Source organism: Anaerobiospirillum sp. NML120511 (assembly GCF_023050955.1).
In the GTDB taxonomy this organism is placed as follows: Bacteria; Pseudomonadota; Gammaproteobacteria; order Enterobacterales; family Succinivibrionaceae; genus Anaerobiospirillum.
Genome location: NZ_JALKIK010000017.1, coordinates 57,699 through 75,198 on the forward strand (window position 1 = coordinate 57,699; position 17,500 = coordinate 75,198).

Consider the following 17,500-nt stretch of genomic DNA (forward strand, 5'->3'; position numbering starts at 1 on the left):
TTGATACAACATTAAACCCGCATGGCAATGATCTCAGGAGCGTGCAATGCGCTTAAACAAGGGCTCTTGCACGTGCTTAATGCACGCGTCACACTGGGCAAATATTTAGTTTTTCGGTGCCTTCTGAAATGAAAAAATAATAGTGATATTTCGTGCTAAAAATTAGAGAAAAAGCGGGCACCAGGGTAAAATATAAGGTGGCTAAGGGTGCCAGATCCCAGTGTGTATCCAGGCACATTTAGCAATATCTATTTGGTATGACAGATTCATTCAGTACCAGCAGCTCAGGAGAGGTGAAAACACCTGCTGCGCCCCATGCCTAACATGCTTATTTAAAGGAAAGTAACGTGGCTGTTTACGTAAATACCAATATCAGCTCGCTTCAGGGACGTAACTACCTCAATAATGTCCAGAACCAGCTGACCACCAGCTACCAGAGGCTGTCCTCTGGCATGCGCATCAATTCTGCAAAGGATGATGCAGCCGGTCTGCAGATATCCTCAAGGCTCACTACACAAATCAATGGCCTTAATCAGGCCAACCGCAATGCCAACGACGGCCTTGCCCTGCTGCAGACCGTCGATGGCGCAGTAGAAGAGATCAGTGGCCGCCTGCAGCATGCCCGCACCCTGCTGGTTCAGGCCTCTAATGGCACCAACACCGCTGACGACCTCAAAGCACTTCAGACTGAGATCCAATCTACTCTGCTCACTGCTTCAGCTATTGGTACTGATACCACCTATGCAGGCAAGAAGATTCTGATAGGACATCAGACCAGTCCTGATGACATCTACGAAAGCGTAGCCAATGGCAAGAACTACGATGCCGGTAAGCTGAACCTGCAGGTAGGCGCCAACAGTGGCGATACTATCCAGGCAAACATTAAAAACTTCTTTGTTCCTCAACTGATGATTACCACCAAGGTAGGAGGTGGTCGAGATTCTGTTGCTGATGCATCCAAAGGTGCTTTTGATGTCGCAGTGGGTCAGGACGGCACTGCTGAATCTCTCACAGTAGTTCTTGACTCTCATGACAAGGCACGCGCCGCTCTTGGAGCCATCGACTCTCTGATTGCCGAGGTTGATGCCCGTCGTGCTGAGGTTGGCGCCTACATGAACCGCCTTGAGTCCTCAATGCGCAACCAGGCAAATGTAGCTGCCAATCAGGCCGATGCCCGCAGCCGCATAAGAGACGCCGATTTTGCTGATGAATCAGCTGCGCTCTCCCAGAGAACCATTATTCAGCAGGCCGCAACGTCAATGCTGATGCAGGCCAATACCCGTCCACAGCTGGCTCTGTCCATGCTCAACTAAAATCAGCCCAAGGCAGCAACAGCCCACTGCTCCCTGACAAGGAAGTTCTCCTGACCGGCCACCTGGTCCAGCATGCTGAAAAGCCAGCTTCTGTATCGGACAGCATGTACATAGCAGTAAGCTGGTACAGGTGGTGAACAGCCACCACCTCCGCAAGACATTGGGCTCTGCTCCATGCCAGTAACAGCCACGTACTGGCGGGCTGCACGGCCTCAATACCGGCAGCCCCAATAAGCTCTTGCTGCCACTTTCCAGAGCCTGCCTTTCAGGCTCAAAGGCCCACCGCTGGTGGGCCTTTGCATTTGGGCTCTCCCATCAGAGGCACTACTCAAATCGCCCTTTACTCAAACTTCCCTTCATAAAACCGTACCTGATTCAATTCTTTCACTTAAGCGGCCTCACTTAAACCCTCCCTCCCTGAAATCATCTCCATAGACAGTCAGGATGTACATCCATCATGGCTAAGTCAGGCATGTACATGCGGCATGGCTAAGTAAGGCATGTTCATGCAGCATTGGCTAAGTCATGCGCCTGCAGCATAGCTTTCCTGCCATGAAAGGACTGAGGTCTGCCCTTGCCAGCCGGCTCGTTAACGCCTGCACAGCTCGCTGCAGCGCCCTGCTGCTCTCAGCGCAAACAGCTGCCTCCAGCTACGACTGAGCGCCATAACAGCAAAACAGTCCCGTACTGGGGCTATACCGGCATTGCCTGATCCAATATATAACCAGATTGCCTGCAGGCAGCTCTCTGTTTATCAGGCCTTTACCTGACGTTTGCTCTCATTACCTTCATGCAGTGCTCAGATATGAGTAAAGAGCAGGTTGGAAGCTTAATATCAGACATACTTTATAAAACTCAACATAAAGACAATCTTAATAAGCCTGCCTTCCTCATCCCGACAAGGACAGACTGATGCTGCCGCTTTTGATTACAGAGTATTATGGTGATCAGGGACTTTTGCAGTGAGACCAATGAGGTCTTTGAGGCCTGTACACGTACATCATGCCGGGCAGAACAAGAGCTGCTGGTCCATTACTTAGCAGGTTGTCTGGGCCGTCGTTGTGTCTCCGGGATTCTGGATAAATATGGCGCAGATCCGGATGCCTTACGTGCATGGCAAAGGTAATGTCTAAAACATGATAGGGATGCAGCACGAAGTCAGTTGAGATTTTGCAGTCAGCCATACATATATGTATGTAGCAGTTGGACATGGCGTTATAGTGGGCACTAAGCCGGGGTTGTCCGGAGGGATGTAATGGTATTAAAAGCATGATTGTGAAAACGTTTTACGGGCCATAATTATCAGCCATGACACAATGTCTGTAAAAAGTATGATGCACAACTCATGATGGACATCTCATGGGTAATTTTATATTGAGAATGGGCTATACTGTCTGTACAGATGACGATTTTGTCTGCAACTGTTCCAGTCACTGCCAAACACTGGTTTACGCATTCTGTGAGTGCTTTTCGACGGCCCTTTCTATGCATCTATAGACACGGCGCCAGGCCCGTAGCTATGCGAAATTTAAAATTAAGTTTTCTTGCAGATTACTGTTAAGTTCAAGTCAATAGTGCCGTTAACAAATACAAAGGCTCAAAACTGTTTATCCAGAGCCAGAGACATCAAAAGATATTACATCCTCCTGTGTTGACCGCTCCCGGGCTTACCTCATTCCCAGAGCCCCCGGTGTTTGCGCTTATTTTTCTTTTCAGACTGTCTTGTTTATAAGCCGTATGTAAGACCACAACCATCTGCCGGCCTCCCTGGCCGCCAGCAGTCTTAAGGAGGTCGCCATGACCAGATTCTCCCTTAAACACTTCTTCCTCAGTGCCATGGTTTGCTTTGCAATGATCCTGTCACCAATGACAGCACAGGCAGAAGTATTCCAGTCCCACTACTTCACAGTCGATCTGGGCAATTCTTGGAGAGTATCAGGACGGCCTCATAACATGGAGCATTCAGTTAATGTCACCTTCATTAACCCAAATGCCAAGTCCAGCATTAACATTGTGGTAGGCTCCGGACAGATCAAACCTTCTGTACTCATCAACAATCTGGCTTCAACCTTAAAATCCCAGCATGCTAACGTAGGTCCTATCGAGCAGAAGAATGGCGTAGTTTATTTTGAGTTCTCCCTCAACGGCATCCGTGGCTTCTCATGCTCAGCTACCAATGGCAAGGACGTCTCCAGCATCACCGTACTGGGCAACCCGCAGGCCGGCATGCGTCTGCTGACCACCATTAAGGCCAAGGACCAGACCCTTTTCCCTAATTTCTAATCACTTAAGCCATAACAGCTCTCACAAGCTGTAATAGATTAAGGCAGGCCTCCTTACAGGAGCCTGCCTTTTTCTTTGGCGCCGCCCATGCGGCGGCTGCCTCCGCTGCCGCCTGCGCATCCGCTGCGAACGGCACCAGCCGCTGTGCCCCATACCTGTCGCATCTGCCTCTGGGCTTTGCCATACGGGGCATTATTGCTGACGCTGATACAACGCCTGCTGCGTTTACTGTGACATAGACTGGAGGTGCAGCATGCGGGCATCAGCATCAGCATCAGCATCAGCTGTGCATGACTGCGTCATTACGTGGTCAAGGCAGCGCATTGGCGCTACAGCGTACTGCATTTTGTAAGCAGAAATGTGCCGTGCCGTGGCTTGGCGTGAAGATTGGCTGGGCTACTCTGTGCTTTGCCCACCGTTGAAACTGCAGTGATATACCCTGTAATGCATGGCTATGCAGGGCAGTGATTTGCCATGCCCTGCTGGGCCAGGCTCGGCATTAATTTGCACTGTCATGCGGGGCCAGGCATGGCTGTGCATGGACTGTGCTGCGCGTACTTGTGTTTTCATGACCTGCAGGAAAATAAAAATACACTTTTTATTGTTTTACAGAGCATGTTGACGCTTTGATGTCTGGTCTTCAGGAAGCTGCTGTACCGGTCTTTGACTGGTCGAAAAGCTTTACTTTGTACAGGCGATGACGGCAGCGTCGGTAGAAGGAACCACCGCGCAGGGTGTTGCGCAGAATTTTGGCGGTATGATCGGCAATTGGTGGAAAAGGCACACAATCAGGGGATTCGTGGCGGTATACCAGGTGATTGTGAATTTCCTTTTCCGGGATAAAGATCCAGTTAGGATTGCCCCGCTTTTTCATGCGGCGGAAGACTTCGAGCTGAGACTCGGTAAGTTTGAGGTCGAGCACGTCGGCCATGAAAAAAGAGAAACAGCAAAAGCGCTCGTCATAGAAAATATCGCGGGTATAGCCCAGATATTCATAAGTGATGGAAGGGAAGTATTTGTGGTCCTCAGGTGCAATTATGTGGCTGTTAAGCAGCTCCTCGATGAACTCACGGGACAGGTCGCTGATGACCTCACGCTGGCAGGGGAAGTTTACCGGAGGCAGCTCACTGCCAAGACGGTAGAGAATCTTGCGGGCATCCTCAACAGTACGGCAGCCAACTACATCAAGTTCTCCACGGGTCAGGGCCAGATCGGCTGTTAAAGTGACCAGATTGTCAAAGAAAGCGGCAAGGCGCTCACGCTCACGACGCTCTATCTCAGCACCAATAGAGGCTACATCAGGGTCAGAAGCATACTCAAAGGTATCAAGCTTCTCAGGAGGGTAGAGCCAGTCCTCAGCTGAGCAGAACCATTCAAAGAGCTCAGCCATACGGGCAGCCGGAACCAGCAGACGCAAATCACGCAGGGTATTGTTGATGGTGACCGAAGGTCGCAGTGCTGAGCTGGACTCATCACCATTAGCAGTAGCGGCAAGACCTACAGAGCAGTCAATGGCATCGCCGCCAGCGGTATCACCGCCTGCGGCATCGTCTGCTGCTGCAGCACGGCGGGCCTCCTCAGCGGACAGTCTTATTGCCTCCTGAGGATCAGTAGAGCCGTCACCCTTGAGCCATGAGTTTGGTACCTTGTGCCTGGTAGGGGCAGCATGATGAGAAAAGGCATTGCAGAACTTTTCATGGCATCCGGAAAAATAACAGTAGCCACCGCCCACAGGCTGGTAGCGCCACTTTTCAGGATGCTCATTGCCAATTAAAAACAGCTCTCCGTCGACCTCAATGCGGAACATGTAAGCAAAAGATGCTCTTGCCTCACCTGTTCTAGCCTGAATGCACATGCCTTTTGCCATGGCCGATCTCCTTTAGCTGTCAACCTTTACTCCTGCTGCCGGTATGTCACTCCGGCCCTGCCTGCGACTTGCTGCCGTCAGGCACATCACAGAATAACGCACCCCCGCATGCCGGTCCAGTAGCTGAAATAAAACTTGCGAAAAGAGCCCGCTTTTGGCCCATACCAGCACCATCAACAGCTCTCTGCAGGTCAGCCCGCATGCAGGACTTCGTGGGTCACAGTGCCTGCGCGCACGGCACCCTGTACAGGTCGCTGCCATGATGCCTCTCATGCTGCACTGCTGTGCAGCTTCGCAGCTGCGCATGACTGCAGGACTTCGTGGGTCACCGTGCCTGCGTGCACTGCCCCTGTACAGGTTACTGCCATAACGCCACTCATGCTGCACTGCTGTGCAGCTTCGCAGCTGCGCATGACTGAGGTGCTGTGCGGCTTCGCAGCTGCGTATGATTGAGGTGCTGTGCGCTCTGTGGACGGCTGCTGCGCTGCGCAGCTGCTCCAGACATGCCTGATGCTGAAGGTCCAAAATGAACAATCCCCACCAGTGCACGACACTGTGGGGATCGTTTACAGGTTACTGCACCACTGGCTTGTGCTTATGGGCAGTCTCCTTAGGGATGGCTATGGTCAGTCTGAGATTACCGGCTGCCAGGGAGCTGTACTGGTGCAGTCAGGGCCTGTGATTAGCGGTTGCGCATCATGCCCATGCCCATGCTGCAGGCCTTACCAGCAACAGCTACGCCGCCAATCTTGGCAGCAAGGCCCAGCAGGTCCTTGGACAGGTTCCTGGTGTCAATCTGCTTGCTATCGGCATTTACGTACTTGTGTGCGGTATAGCCAACAACTACGCCTACAGCAACGCCAGCAAGGAAAGTTTTGTTAGTTAATAAGGTAAACATGCAATTATTCCAGTGATTCGTGATAGCTCATATCTACAGCGCTAAAGCCGCCTCTGTGTCTGCATATGCATGCGTGCATGCCTTCACCAGCGCAGGTGCGCTCGCGCTTGTTTATGCACTTGCCTGTGCAATGCGGCGCCTGACATCTGTCAGGTGGTGCAGGGGTGCATGGTAGCAGCCAGATCAAAAACAAGCCGGGGCCATCTCAGCAGCTCTCAGCTTGCCATTTTTATCCGCCGAGGGGCAGGATGAGGCTGACATAAAGTGAGCTCCTGGCATCCCGACCTGGCAACATCTCTGGCCTGATCAGGGCAGATATCTGCCCAGGTTCGTGCACATGTCTGCTCATGTCTGAGCAGGTGCCTGCTCACGTCAGGGCAGGTGTCTGCCCATGTCTGAGCAGGTGCCTGCTCACGTCAGGGCAGGTGTCTGCCCATGTCTGAGCACATTGATGCAGTCAGCGGCAGCTGCAGGGCCAGTGAGATTACTTGGCCTCGGCAGCCTGAGCGCCCTTGGCAGCCTGCTCGACCTGAGCCTTGTGCTCAGCGATCAGATCCTCAAGACGCTCCTTCTGAGCCTCGAGCTCCTCAAGGGAGAGCTCAGCGCTGCTGCAGTCACAGCACTCGTCCTGCTCAGAACCAGGGCAGGCGCAGCCGGCACCGATGTTCTTGAGACGGGCATCGATAGAGCTCTTGTTATCGCTGTAGAGCTTGTAACCAACTACACCGGCTAACAGACCGGCAGCAAAGCCGATCAGAATGTTACGATCAAACATGGTTGTTTCCTCAGTCAGTCCCGGTACGGAAATCATCAGATCCCAGGCTGCAGCGGCCGCAGCAGCCTGCACCTGTACCGGGCTGTATATCTAATATGTCCGTACAGCACCGGCAGTCACATGCTCATACCCTGAGGCATAACCCCACAAACATCCCCTTCACAGCATCTAGTGGTGAAGCAGCATAAAACTGTAAATCAGCGTAATGCTGTGATGAACTATTGATAATAATCAGGGGAATATGTAATTGAGAGGTGAAGAGCAGATGTCTGCAGGTAACGGACACCTGATGGGCAGTTGGGGCGGCTAAAACAGCTCCCATAACTGCCTGAATTTTGTGATAAGGCTGCACACTGTCACATAAAATGCAACCATAAATATTTTGTAAAGCGTATTTACAGCAAAGCCTGTCGCAGCAGAACAGTCAGTGAATACCGTACCGTTCAGGCTGCAACAGGCAAGCTGCCGTATTTGAGGCAGATAACTCAGTCGGCTTACTCAGTCCTTGCCCCAGGCATAAACCTGGGCAACTGCCAGCCTCATAGCCAGGCTTAATGGCTCTGGTCAAGGCAGATTCAGCACATCGCGCATTAATAGCACGGCACACAGAGGCTGGAGGTCATGCCCGATTCAGGCATAACAGAATCGGGGCGTGGTTCAGGCCTGGGGTTGCCGGGCTGTTGCTGCTTTTATCAGGCCTTGCAGCCCTGGCCGTGACCACCTCGGCCACGCCCCTGACCTCGTCCCTGACCATGGCCGTGCTGACAGCTGTCTGAATCAGAGCTGATCACAGAGGCAACGGTATCAATCAGGGAGCCCTCATTATTCTCGATAATCTCAGGGTTAATGACCTCATCACCGTCTTTGGCGACCACAGCATTGCAGGTTCCGGCTGGCATAACAGCAGTTGTGCCGGCTGCAGAGGCAGCAGGTGCAGCTGGTGCTGCTGCAAGAGCAGCTGGTGCGGCTGTATGAGCGGCTTTTGTGGCGCTGGCGGCGTCGAGCTGCTCGACGCTCAGGGCCAGAGCGGCACCTCTGATGTTCTGCTCTTCAGGCTGCCAGCGTGGTCGTGGACGGTGGAGTACACGGGTTGAGTTGAGCACTACACCAAGAGTGGAGGCATTGTGAACGATTGAGGCCAGCAGCGGGTTGATAAAGCCAAGAGCGCCCATAGTCATGGCTGCAGCATTTACTGCAATGGTGACGGCAAAGTTCTGCTGAACAATACGCATGGTGCGCTTGCCCAGAGCAATGAACTCAGGGAGCTTGAGAGGATCTTCGGAGTTGATGGTGACATCGGCTGTCTCCATAGCAGTATCGGTACAGGAAGTACCCATAGCAACGCCCACATCGGCATATGCCAGAGCCGGAGCATCGTTAATACCGTCACCTACCATCAGTACTGAAGAGGTGCGCTGCAGACCTGCAACAAAGCCGGCCTTGTCCTCAGGCATGACCTCGGCCTTGTAGCTGTCCAGACCGAGGCTGGCAGCGATACGGGAGGCAGTCTTCTCATTGTCACCGGTAAGCATCACAATCTCTTCGATACCAGAGTAACGCATACGGTTGAGGGCACGACGGAAGTCAGGACGTACCGGATCAGAGGACTCGATTACACCACACAGAACACCGTTGGCAGCTACATAAATCAGTGAGCCGGTAGCAGTCATACGCTTTTCAACGTAGCTGTCCAGGCCCCTGATCTCACGATCCACCATGAACTGACGTGAGCCTACCAGCACGGTACCGCCGGCAAATTCCTTAAATTCACCAATCTGGGCTTCAATACCACGGGCAATAATATTGGTGGTATCGATATGGTGAGGCACCTCCAGCTCGCGGCGGGCCGCCTCCTCAAGAATGGCAATGGCCATTGGGTGAGAGGAGTGAGCCTCAGCTGAGGCAGCCAGTGACAGCAGAGTGTCTACACTTAAACTGTCGGTCAGCTCAACATTGACAATCTCAGGACGGCCACGGGTAATGGTTCCGGTCTTGTCCAGCACCACGGTATCAACAGATGCTGCCTGTTCAATGAAACTGCCGCCCTTTACCAGCACACCATCCTGTGCAAGGCGGGAAATAGCTGCAGACATGGCAGTGGCAGTTGAAAGCTTGAGACCGCAGGAGAAGTCGATAAAGAGCATGTTGAGCACACGCTGTAAATCGCGGGTTACCAGATAGACAATACCGGCGGCAATGAATGATACCGGCACCAGAGCTGAAGCCATGCGATCGGCATAGTTCTGAACAGGCGCTCTGCGGTTCTGAGCATCTTCCACCATGTGCACAATACGGGCAATGGAGGTGTCATCACCTACACGGTCTACTCGGACCTCAATGTCACCAAGACGGATAGTGGAGCCGGCAAAGACGCGGTCACCTGGCTTACGGGAAACAGGTATGGATTCACCGGTAATGGCGGCCTGATCCACAGCAGCCTGACCACGGACAATTTCGCCGTCTACGCAGATTTTTTCACCATCATGGATGGAGACAATCATGCCCGGTCTGACCATTTCCACAGGAACCTTGCGCTCAAAGCCCTTTTCATCGCGCAGCCATACCTCCTGAGTATCAAGAGATACCAGATCGGAGATGTTCTTGCGGGCCTTCTTGGCAGCAAGAGTAGTCAGACCTTCAGCAAAATGGGAAATAGCCAGCAGGCTCAGTGAGGACTCAGGTTTGGAGGCTGCTACCGATGCCACAATGGCAGTAACAGTCAGAGTCTCAGCATTAGGACGGCGCTCTTTGAAAGCCTCAGCAATACCTGACTTGAGCAGGTCGCGGGACATGAAAAGTACCAGAGCAGAACGCAACAGGGTAGTTGATGCATACAGGGTTGGATTGAAGCGGCGCAGCAGCTCAAAAGCACCCAGGGAAAGCAGGGAGAAAATGGCACTTTTCTTGTGGTGCTCAAATTCAGCAGCAATATCATCACCATGGTGGACGCTGTCTGCACCGGCCCCACGGCCCACGCCATGGCTATGGCCTGGGCTCTTGCCCTTGCTATGGCCCTGGCCGCGACGGCCGACCTTGCCAGCTGCCTGATCTTCAGTCTGCCAGCGCAGGGCGCCATGAGCCGAATCAGAGATACCCGCTCTGTTGCTGACTGCCGGAGCGCTTAAGGTGCGACTGGTCTGACTGATGACGTCACGGGCTGAGCAGAAGTAGCTCTGCATAAGACCACGGTACAGAGCCGCTTTTACCTTGAGAGAGGAGGTCTTGTCGCTGGTGATAAGACGCAGATGGGAGTGCTCCTTGACATAAAGAGCGGAAATAACACCGGGAATACGACGGGCCCGGGCTTCAAGGGCTGCAGCATCGAGCGCAGTATCCACACCTGGCACCTGGTATGTTAAGGCTTGCATTGAATATCCTTAATGGCTCCTGGCCATCATAAGGAAGTCATGGGTACAGCCCGCAGCGCTCATGGCGCTGCGGTTGCTCCCATGTAAAACTCACTAATCTGAAATTCTGAGGCGGCCACTGAGGACGCCTTTACTGCAAACTGCCCGCATGGCAGAAGTGCAGGCCTGTCATGCTGCTTCTTCATCAATGGCTTACACAGCAGCATACAAAGCATGTGAGCCCCTGCGGCCCCAGAGCTCACCGCGTAACTGTACTGCAGTGCACTCTGAGAGTCTGTCTGTCAATACCTGGGACCTTAAACAGCTCTGTGGTTGTCACCTGGTCAGCCAATCTTTGGCTTGAGCGGATTTGGGTCCTTGTGAGACTGGCGCATCAGCAGACCAAGTCCCCAGAAGAGCACCTGGGTAGATGACGGACGATCACCACCATAGATCATGCGATAGACGCCATAGCCTATGAAGGCAAGACCAGCAATACGGCTGATAAAGAGCGGCTCAGCATGATTGAAGAAGTCCTTGATGCGCTCACGGGCAGCGCGGGCTTCATCGTTAAGACGGTAGGTGGCATTGATCATGGAAGTAGGAATCACGCTCTTTTCGTGCTGGGCATGATTGCCGGTAAGGAAATGGGACAGCCCCTCAAAGAAAGAGCGGGCATCGTCCTCGTCCATGGAATAGGTTACGGTGAGACTGCCAGTGACAGGGTTAACCTTACAGCTGTTAATATTCTCCACGCCTAAAATGGCCTGCTCTATGGCAGTGCAGGTTTCCCTTGACTGGCCCTTTAATGCCTGAGCAGTGTAACGGCGACGGCCTGGCAGGGCATGAGCAATGACCAGACCTGAGTTTTGAGCTGAGAAAATTGAGCCCAACACAGAGCGTATGGAGGCGCCTACTTTGATTCCAAGGGCCATTCCTAAATTGGTCATAAATCTACCTCTTTGCTTTCCGTGCTGCCAGGATCAGCAGTTCTTTCAGGAAACTGTTCTGAGCAGCACGGGCTGCATCGTAATTAATCAGCACCGAACCGGTTACAGGGTTTATGGTGAAGGACTGAATTTCCTTAATGGCTGACAGCTCCTGCTCTACCTGAGAACGCAGCTGTTCATCGTGTTTAAGGTCGTCATAAATTACTCTCAGACGTCCCTCTATGCAGCTGGCAACCTCAACCTGGTTGACCAGATAACGGGCTTTGCCCTTCTCAGGTAATAATCGGGCAATAAGTCCTGCCATATTCTCTATCCTGTACCAGCGTAAAAAAAACCGGGCCCGGTCCACCTCACTCTACTGTGCCGCAAGGGCAGCACAACATGGAATCCTGAGGTCCGCAAATGCACAGTCGTCTGCATAAGAGCAAAGTACTGCATGATGATTTTACTTGTGCCCAAGCCAGATTCAGCAAGTAAAGCTGACAGGCAGGCCAAAAACATTATGCAGCCTGTAAACCTGGGCCATGCAGCAACACAATCATACACCTTTGCTGCAAATTATAAATACATCAATGCATTTCCAATAAATTTGCCTCGAAAAAAACGGGCGTAATGGAAGCAAAGACTGCAGCTGCCTTATTTCAAGGCTGTGACCAGACCAGAACAGAACAGTTCAAACAGGTCCTGAACTGTTCTGTCATACATACTGCACAGTATTCCATATTTCTACTGCGGGATCGACAGACATGCAGCAATATGAAAAACAGACAGCTGATAGATATTAGCACTACCTAACTGTCTCAATCAACTATAGCTAACTCTAATTGCATATAGCTTAATTGTGTTAGCTCTATCTTACACCAATCTCACCAGGCTTACTCACCCCAATCAGCACTGCCAGACTAAATGCAATGCAATGCAATGCCGCCGCAAGGCCACGCCCCCAGTCCATGGCTCAGCCTGGCCATGCCACCATGCCATGGTCTGGCCCGCCGATCTGGCTGAAGCCGCGCCATCAGTCACCATGCCATGGCCTGGTCTGGTCTGGCCCCGCCGAGCTGGCTGTTACCAGCCCCGGCGTCAAGGATGGGCCGGTCCACAACCCCTGTTGCGGCCAGTCATCCACTGAGCAAAAACAAAAAGACCATATCCACAGCATTTTTACTGCAGATATGGTCTTTTTGTGCGAACTCAGTCAGGTCAGGCAAGCCATAAATGGCAGGGCCTGACCTGGTGTCCGTGATTGTAAAGCGGGCTGGTTGGCTTAGCGCTTGCGCTTATTCTTGCTCTTGTTGCGCTGAGCTGTGCCATTGGAGCGGCGCTGCAGGCCGTTCTTTTCCTTTGCCTGGGTCTGACGTGACTCAGCTGCTTTGGCATTAGCCTCCTGCCAGCTTTCTTTCCAGCCCTCAGGCAGGGCGTTATTGATATCAGCCATCAGGCTGTCAGCAATATCAGAGGCATAGGCCTTGATCTCAGCACTCTTATGGGAACCGTAAGGGATCTGTACGCAGTCAGCAAGGTCGATGCTGGTAATATCAAGACCATCACCATTTACGGAAAGGGTGACCACAATGGCATCAGCGTGAACCAGACCAAGGGTATCAGTTACCTCAACAAACTGATCATCAGCCTTGTCAGAGAAAGCAAAGAGATTAGTTGGAATCATGAAGCGCAGGCTGTTTTCATCATCAATGATGATGCGCTCAATGTTGAGCTTATAGTTGCGCAGCAGACGAGGGACGGTGATATCAGATGGCAGCATGCTGTCCTTGAAGGTGTAGTCAGCATACTCAGGATCACGGTTGCGACGGCGTTTTTCCTGCTCGTTTTTCATCTCCACCAGCGGCTCGGCAATGGAGTTGATAATGTCAGTACTCAGGCTGTCAAAGTCGCTCAGATCCTTTTCTTTAAGCGAACGCAGACGGGTGGCAATATTGTCACTGCCAAGGAGCTCACCCTCACGTACCAGAACCTCGATGCTCTGACCTGAATCATTGAGCAGATCAAGGTCAAAAATGAGATAACCGTTGTTAATAAAGGTCATCTGTCTTGAGGTTTCCTCAAGGCTGAAAGGTGAGATATTGTCGCCAGGTGTGTAGTGAGCAGATGAGGCTATTTCCTTGAGAGCATCACTGTCGAGCATACTGCGGTAATGCTTGACCGAAGGATGGTCCTTGAGTGAGCCTACAAAGATATGCTTGATGCCGATGGCATAGCCGTCCTGATATGGAGGATCCACATCAACGCCAAAACCCTCATACAGAGAGCCCAGCATGGTATTCTCCATTTTGTACCAGACTACGCTCTTGCCATCAGGGAAAAGCACCACATCAGTCAGTATCAGGCTGTTGTAAAGGTCATCGAGGTTTTCGACAGGAGCAAAGCGGGCGCGCTGGTCATCAGGAAGCTTGTCAAACCACTCATAGACGAAGACATCGCGCAGCATGTCGGTAAGACCGTCATCTTCAACACTAAGCTGATTGCGCAGAGTGTTGATGGTCATGAAGATTGAAGACCAGTTGCTGTCCCAGCCCTTGAGCATACGCAGGTTGAGGGTACGGCCCTTGTAGCGGTGCTTTTCACCCAGTTCTTTTTTGAGCTTGTCCAGTGACTCATACATGCGGCTGCGTGCAGCACCTGCCCCCTCAGAGCCCTCAGTACCTGAAGATTTGGCGGCTGCTGCCTCTTCAGCTGCAGCAGCTGCAGCTTCAGCCTCAGCGGCGGCCTTCGCCAGAGGAGAATCAGGCTCGGCATTACGGGCTGCGCGACGGGCTTCCTTGGCCGCATGACGCAGCTTGCGGCGCTCTTCTGCTTCCTTTTGCTCCTTTTCACGCTCCTGCTGGAAGAAGGTATCCAGCCATTTGGACATGACAGGGAACATAAAGCGGGTCTGCTGACGTGATACTTCCACGCCAATCAGTTCACAAAGAGCCCTGACCTCAGAATCAATGCTGATCTTGTCGAGGCTGTCCAGTGGGGAGTCTATGATGTCAATCAGAGCCTGATTTGGTGACGGTGGGTAGTCATAATCAAGGGCATCAAGATCTTCGCCTTCCAGAGCAGCCGTAAGCATACGGGCACTGATATAGCGAAAATCAGAAAATTTCTCCATGCGATCCAGCACGATGCGGCATGTAATCTCCTTGCCTGACTCTGCAGGGCTCAGGCCTTCAAAACCCATGAGCCTGCATACAGCAAGATTGAACTGTGATGCAGAAATATGACCCACTGACATCTCCTGAAAAATTCTGTGGCAGTCCCGCCTGAGCATGACTTGCCAGAACCACACAACCAACGAACAGCAGACTGAGAGGCTCTTAACCAGGTGCTACCATGCATGCGCTGGCACGCAGGTTAAGTTACCGGCAGAGCATCAGCCCATAATCTCTCATTATCATTACTATATAGCCAGACCGCATACGGCCTAGGAATAATCCATATCACACGCATTTTACGTGCCACAGGCCCGCCTTGCAATACCCCGCTACCACAACCCCGACAAAGTCGCCCTACAAAAGCTGTTATTGCAGTAAATTTTCCACTTTACAAAGCAAAATACAGAGCAATATTCAGAGTGTAAATAGTCCATGCGGTATCAGGAACTGAATGGAACGGAACTGAACTGAACTGAACGAAACGTAATCGACAGTGCATGACAGTTTACTCGAGGAACCGTTCTTAACACTGATCTGTGCGCTGCAGAAACACAAAAGGCGGGACATAGCCCGCCTGTAAAAAGCTTTGATTCAGCCTGCCAGTTAGTTGAGCAGTGAGATTGCCAGAGATGGACGCTGATTAGCCTGAGACAGAATGGTCTGAGCAGACTGCTGCAGAATGTTGGTCTGGGTCAGGTTGGCAGTTTCAGCGGCAAAGTCGGTGTCACGCATGCGTGAGCGGACATCAGAATGATTGCTGGAAACGTTGGAGTGATTACGCATGGTGGACTCAAGACGGTTCATGTAGGAACCAACATCACCACGACGTGAATCAATTTCACCAATGATGTAGTCCATTACAGCCAGAGCATTACGGGCATCTTCCTGGCTGTCCATCTTGAAAGTCATACCATTGGCTTTACCATTAGCATCTTTTTGAACAGTAAAAGCACCCTTTGAAAGGGTTTCAACTGTATCTCTGCCACCATTAGGCTTTAGTGTATTTATAATCTCTGGGAGGAAGAAGTGCTCAATACGTGCATCAATAAAGGTACCAGAGTTGGCACCTACCTGAAGTCGCAGCTTGCCAGGATCATAGTTACCAGCGTTTGCGCTTGGAGCCTCGTAAATAGACTCACCCTGTGCCTTCTGATAACCCATGAGGATCTTTTCGCCGCCGTAGGTGGTGTCAGTGGCAATTGCAGAGGCGTGGAGGAACAGGCTATCCAGCTCGGTCTTGAGAGCGGCCAGATCGTTCTTGGAGTTGGTGCCGTTGGCGGCCTGAACCAGCTTGGTACGGGCAGTCTGGAGGCTGGTAACGATCTCGTCTACAGCGCCGTCTACGGTCTGCAGGAAGCCGATGCCATCATCGGAGTTGCGGTTACCCTGATCAAGACCCTTGATCTGGGTGGTGAGCTGCTCGCTGATCTGGAGACCGGCGGCGTCATCCTCGGCAGTATTAATACGCAGTCCAGAAGAGAGCCTCTGATAACTGGTATTTAATGCCACAGTATTAATGTTCAGCTTATTCTGGGTATTAATAGAGCTGACATTGGTATTAACGAATAAAGCCATGATCAATACTCTCTCAGTCTGCTGTCTTAAAGGACAGGTGACAGATATTAATAGCTTGTTGAAATGAAAGAGAAATGCACAGGCACACGCGCCCGACGCACTCCTGGCCGCACTGCCCGTGCAGGGTTACAGACTGAGCCATATGCGACTCAGGCTGTCATCAATACCGCACATGCTCCGCCAGTCCTCTCAACAGTGGTCAAAAGGTGCAGGCGGAGCAGCAAAGGTGCGGTAACGATACTGATCAGGGCCTTACAGACACAACAGAGCGGTGCCTGCAATGAGCCTACATGGGCCAGGCCATGTAAGCCTTAAACTCAGTCAGTTATCAAAAATTATTTGAGCAGAGCCATAGCCAGACTTGGGTTCTGGTTGGCCTGAGTAAGAATAGTCTGTGAAGACTGCTGAATCATGCTCTTCTGGGTAAGAAGGGCAGTTTCAGATGCAAAATCGGTATCACGCAGACGGGAACGGACATCGCTGTGGTTCTCAAAGCCGTTAGCATGATTGCGCATGGTGGACTCAAGACGGTTCATGTAGGAACCAACATCACCGCGACGGGAATCAACCTCACCAATGATGTAGTCCATTACAGCCAGAGCCTTACGGGCATCATCATGAGTCTTGATGTCCAGGGTCATGGCATCGGCTGTACCGTCTGCACCCTTTGTAATATCGAATACGCCTCCAGCCAGATCCTCAATTGAGTCCTTTCCACCATTTGGCTTAAAGGTGCGAATAATTTCTGGAAGGAAGAAGTTTTCGATACGGGCATCGATAAAGGTATTGGCATTGGCACCTACCTGCAGACGCAGAGCACCGGCATCGAAGTTCTTGGCATTAGGGGTTGCAGGCTCGTAAATAGACTCACCCTTGTTTACCCTGTAGCCCATCAGGATCTTTTCACCGGCATAGGTGGTGTCGGTTGCAATGGCTGAGCAGTGCAGGAAGATGCTGGAGAGCTCCTTGCCCAGTGCTTCGATATCGGCATGGGAGTTGGTGCCGTTGGCAGTCTGTACGAGCAGAGTACGGGCACGCTGGAGGCTGTTTACGATCTCGTCTACAGCGCCGTCAACAGTCTGTAAGAAGCCAAGGCCCTCGTCAGAGTTGCGGTTGCCACGATCAAGGCCCTTAATCTGAGTTGTCAGACGCTCGCTAATCTGCAGACCTGCAGCATCATCCTGAGCGGTATTGATGCGGTGGCCGGAGGCCAGTCTGTGGTAGCTGGTATCCAGTGTGTTGGTGTTATTATCGAGCTTTCTCTGAACGTGAATTGACTTTACGTTAGTGTTAACAAATAAGGCCATGACTAATACTCTCTCTCTTTAGACCGCAGT

Annotated in this window: 12 protein-coding genes; 3 read left to right on the forward strand and 9 right to left on the reverse strand. The window is 51.9% G+C overall.

What is annotated here, in order from left to right; genetic code table 11:
• Nucleotides 1–347 precede the first annotated feature (347 nt).
• Together MXE39_RS06375 and MXE39_RS06380 are read left to right on the forward strand one after the other, a co-directional pair.
• The gene (locus MXE39_RS06375; RefSeq protein ID WP_246977860.1) at nucleotides 348–1,313 is read left to right on the forward strand and encodes a flagellin; all 966 of its coding nucleotides are present in this window, start codon (nucleotides 348–350) and stop codon (nucleotides 1,311–1,313) included.
• Between the two features lie 1,797 nt (nucleotides 1,314–3,110).
• Entirely contained in the window at nucleotides 3,111–3,596 is a 486-nt protein-coding gene (locus MXE39_RS06380; protein WP_246977859.1) for a hypothetical protein, read from the forward strand.
• Between the two features lie 640 nt (nucleotides 3,597–4,236).
• Here MXE39_RS06380 and MXE39_RS06385 read toward each other — a convergent pair.
• From MXE39_RS06385 to MXE39_RS06410, 6 genes are all read right to left on the reverse strand, one after another.
• Nucleotides 4,237–5,463 (reverse strand): hypothetical protein, encoded by a 1,227-nt coding sequence (locus MXE39_RS06385; protein ID WP_246977858.1) that lies wholly within the window; start codon nucleotides 5,461–5,463, stop codon nucleotides 4,237–4,239.
• A 682-nt stretch (nucleotides 5,464–6,145) separates the two neighbouring features.
• Complete coding sequence (locus MXE39_RS06390; protein ID WP_246977857.1) at nucleotides 6,146–6,361, reverse strand: hypothetical protein; 216 nt, start codon at nucleotides 6,359–6,361, stop codon at nucleotides 6,146–6,148.
• Between the two features lie 484 nt (nucleotides 6,362–6,845).
• Nucleotides 6,846–7,136, reverse strand: a complete 291-nt coding sequence (locus MXE39_RS06395) for a hypothetical protein (protein ID WP_246977856.1) — start codon at nucleotides 7,134–7,136, stop codon at nucleotides 6,846–6,848.
• Nucleotides 7,137–7,828: 692 nt separating this feature from the next.
• Entirely contained in the window at nucleotides 7,829–10,474 is a 2,646-nt protein-coding gene (locus tag MXE39_RS06400; RefSeq protein WP_246977855.1) for a cation-translocating P-type ATPase, read from the reverse strand.
• A gap of 353 nt (nucleotides 10,475–10,827) precedes the next feature.
• Nucleotides 10,828–11,433 carry a heavy-metal-associated domain-containing protein gene (locus MXE39_RS06405; RefSeq protein ID WP_246977854.1) on the reverse strand — a complete coding sequence of 202 codons (606 nt, stop codon included), beginning with the start codon at nucleotides 11,431–11,433 and terminating at the stop codon, nucleotides 10,828–10,830.
• 4 nt (nucleotides 11,434–11,437) lie between these two features.
• Nucleotides 11,438–11,737 (reverse strand): HMA2 domain-containing protein, encoded by a 300-nt coding sequence (locus tag MXE39_RS06410; RefSeq protein WP_246977853.1) that lies wholly within the window; start codon nucleotides 11,735–11,737, stop codon nucleotides 11,438–11,440.
• Between the two features lie 132 nt (nucleotides 11,738–11,869).
• Here MXE39_RS06410 and MXE39_RS06415 point away from each other — a divergent pair, with 132 nt between their 5' ends.
• On the forward strand, nucleotides 11,870–12,046 hold the full coding sequence (locus MXE39_RS06415) for a hypothetical protein (protein ID WP_246977852.1): 177 nt from the start codon (nucleotides 11,870–11,872) through the stop codon (nucleotides 12,044–12,046).
• A 651-nt stretch (nucleotides 12,047–12,697) separates the two neighbouring features.
• Here MXE39_RS06415 and MXE39_RS06420 read toward each other — a convergent pair.
• From MXE39_RS06420 to MXE39_RS06430, 3 genes are all read right to left on the reverse strand, one after another.
• Nucleotides 12,698–14,662 carry a hypothetical protein gene (locus MXE39_RS06420; protein WP_246977851.1) on the reverse strand — a complete coding sequence of 655 codons (1,965 nt, stop codon included), beginning with the start codon at nucleotides 14,660–14,662 and terminating at the stop codon, nucleotides 12,698–12,700.
• Between the two features lie 529 nt (nucleotides 14,663–15,191).
• Entirely contained in the window at nucleotides 15,192–16,163 is a 972-nt protein-coding gene (locus tag MXE39_RS06425; RefSeq protein WP_246977850.1) for a flagellin, read from the reverse strand.
• A 335-nt stretch (nucleotides 16,164–16,498) separates the two neighbouring features.
• The gene (locus tag MXE39_RS06430; RefSeq protein ID WP_247073876.1) at nucleotides 16,499–17,470 is read right to left on the reverse strand and encodes a flagellin; all 972 of its coding nucleotides are present in this window, start codon (nucleotides 17,468–17,470) and stop codon (nucleotides 16,499–16,501) included.
• Nucleotides 17,471–17,500 lie beyond the last annotated feature (30 nt).

Excerpts from the sequence above, each read along its gene's own strand:
- MXE39_RS06380 (WP_246977859.1), top strand. The coding sequence starts at position 3,111 with ATGACCAGATTCTCCCTTAAACACTTCTTCCTCAGTGCCATGGTTTGC.
- MXE39_RS06385 (WP_246977858.1), bottom strand. The coding sequence starts at position 5,463 with ATGGCAAAAGGCATGTGCATTCAGGCTAGAACAGGTGAGGCAAGAGCA.
- MXE39_RS06390 (WP_246977857.1), bottom strand. The coding sequence starts at position 6,361 with ATGTTTACCTTATTAACTAACAAAACTTTCCTTGCTGGCGTTGCTGTA.
- MXE39_RS06395 (WP_246977856.1), bottom strand. The coding sequence starts at position 7,136 with ATGTTTGATCGTAACATTCTGATCGGCTTTGCTGCCGGTCTGTTAGCC.
- MXE39_RS06405 (WP_246977854.1), bottom strand. The coding sequence starts at position 11,433 with ATGACCAATTTAGGAATGGCCCTTGGAATCAAAGTAGGCGCCTCCATA.
- MXE39_RS06410 (WP_246977853.1), bottom strand. The coding sequence starts at position 11,737 with ATGGCAGGACTTATTGCCCGATTATTACCTGAGAAGGGCAAAGCCCGT.
- MXE39_RS06415 (WP_246977852.1), top strand. The coding sequence starts at position 11,870 with ATGATGATTTTACTTGTGCCCAAGCCAGATTCAGCAAGTAAAGCTGAC.
- MXE39_RS06425 (WP_246977850.1), bottom strand. The coding sequence starts at position 16,163 with ATGGCTTTATTCGTTAATACCAATGTCAGCTCTATTAATACCCAGAAT.
- MXE39_RS06430 (WP_247073876.1), bottom strand. The coding sequence starts at position 17,470 with ATGGCCTTATTTGTTAACACTAACGTAAAGTCAATTCACGTTCAGAGA.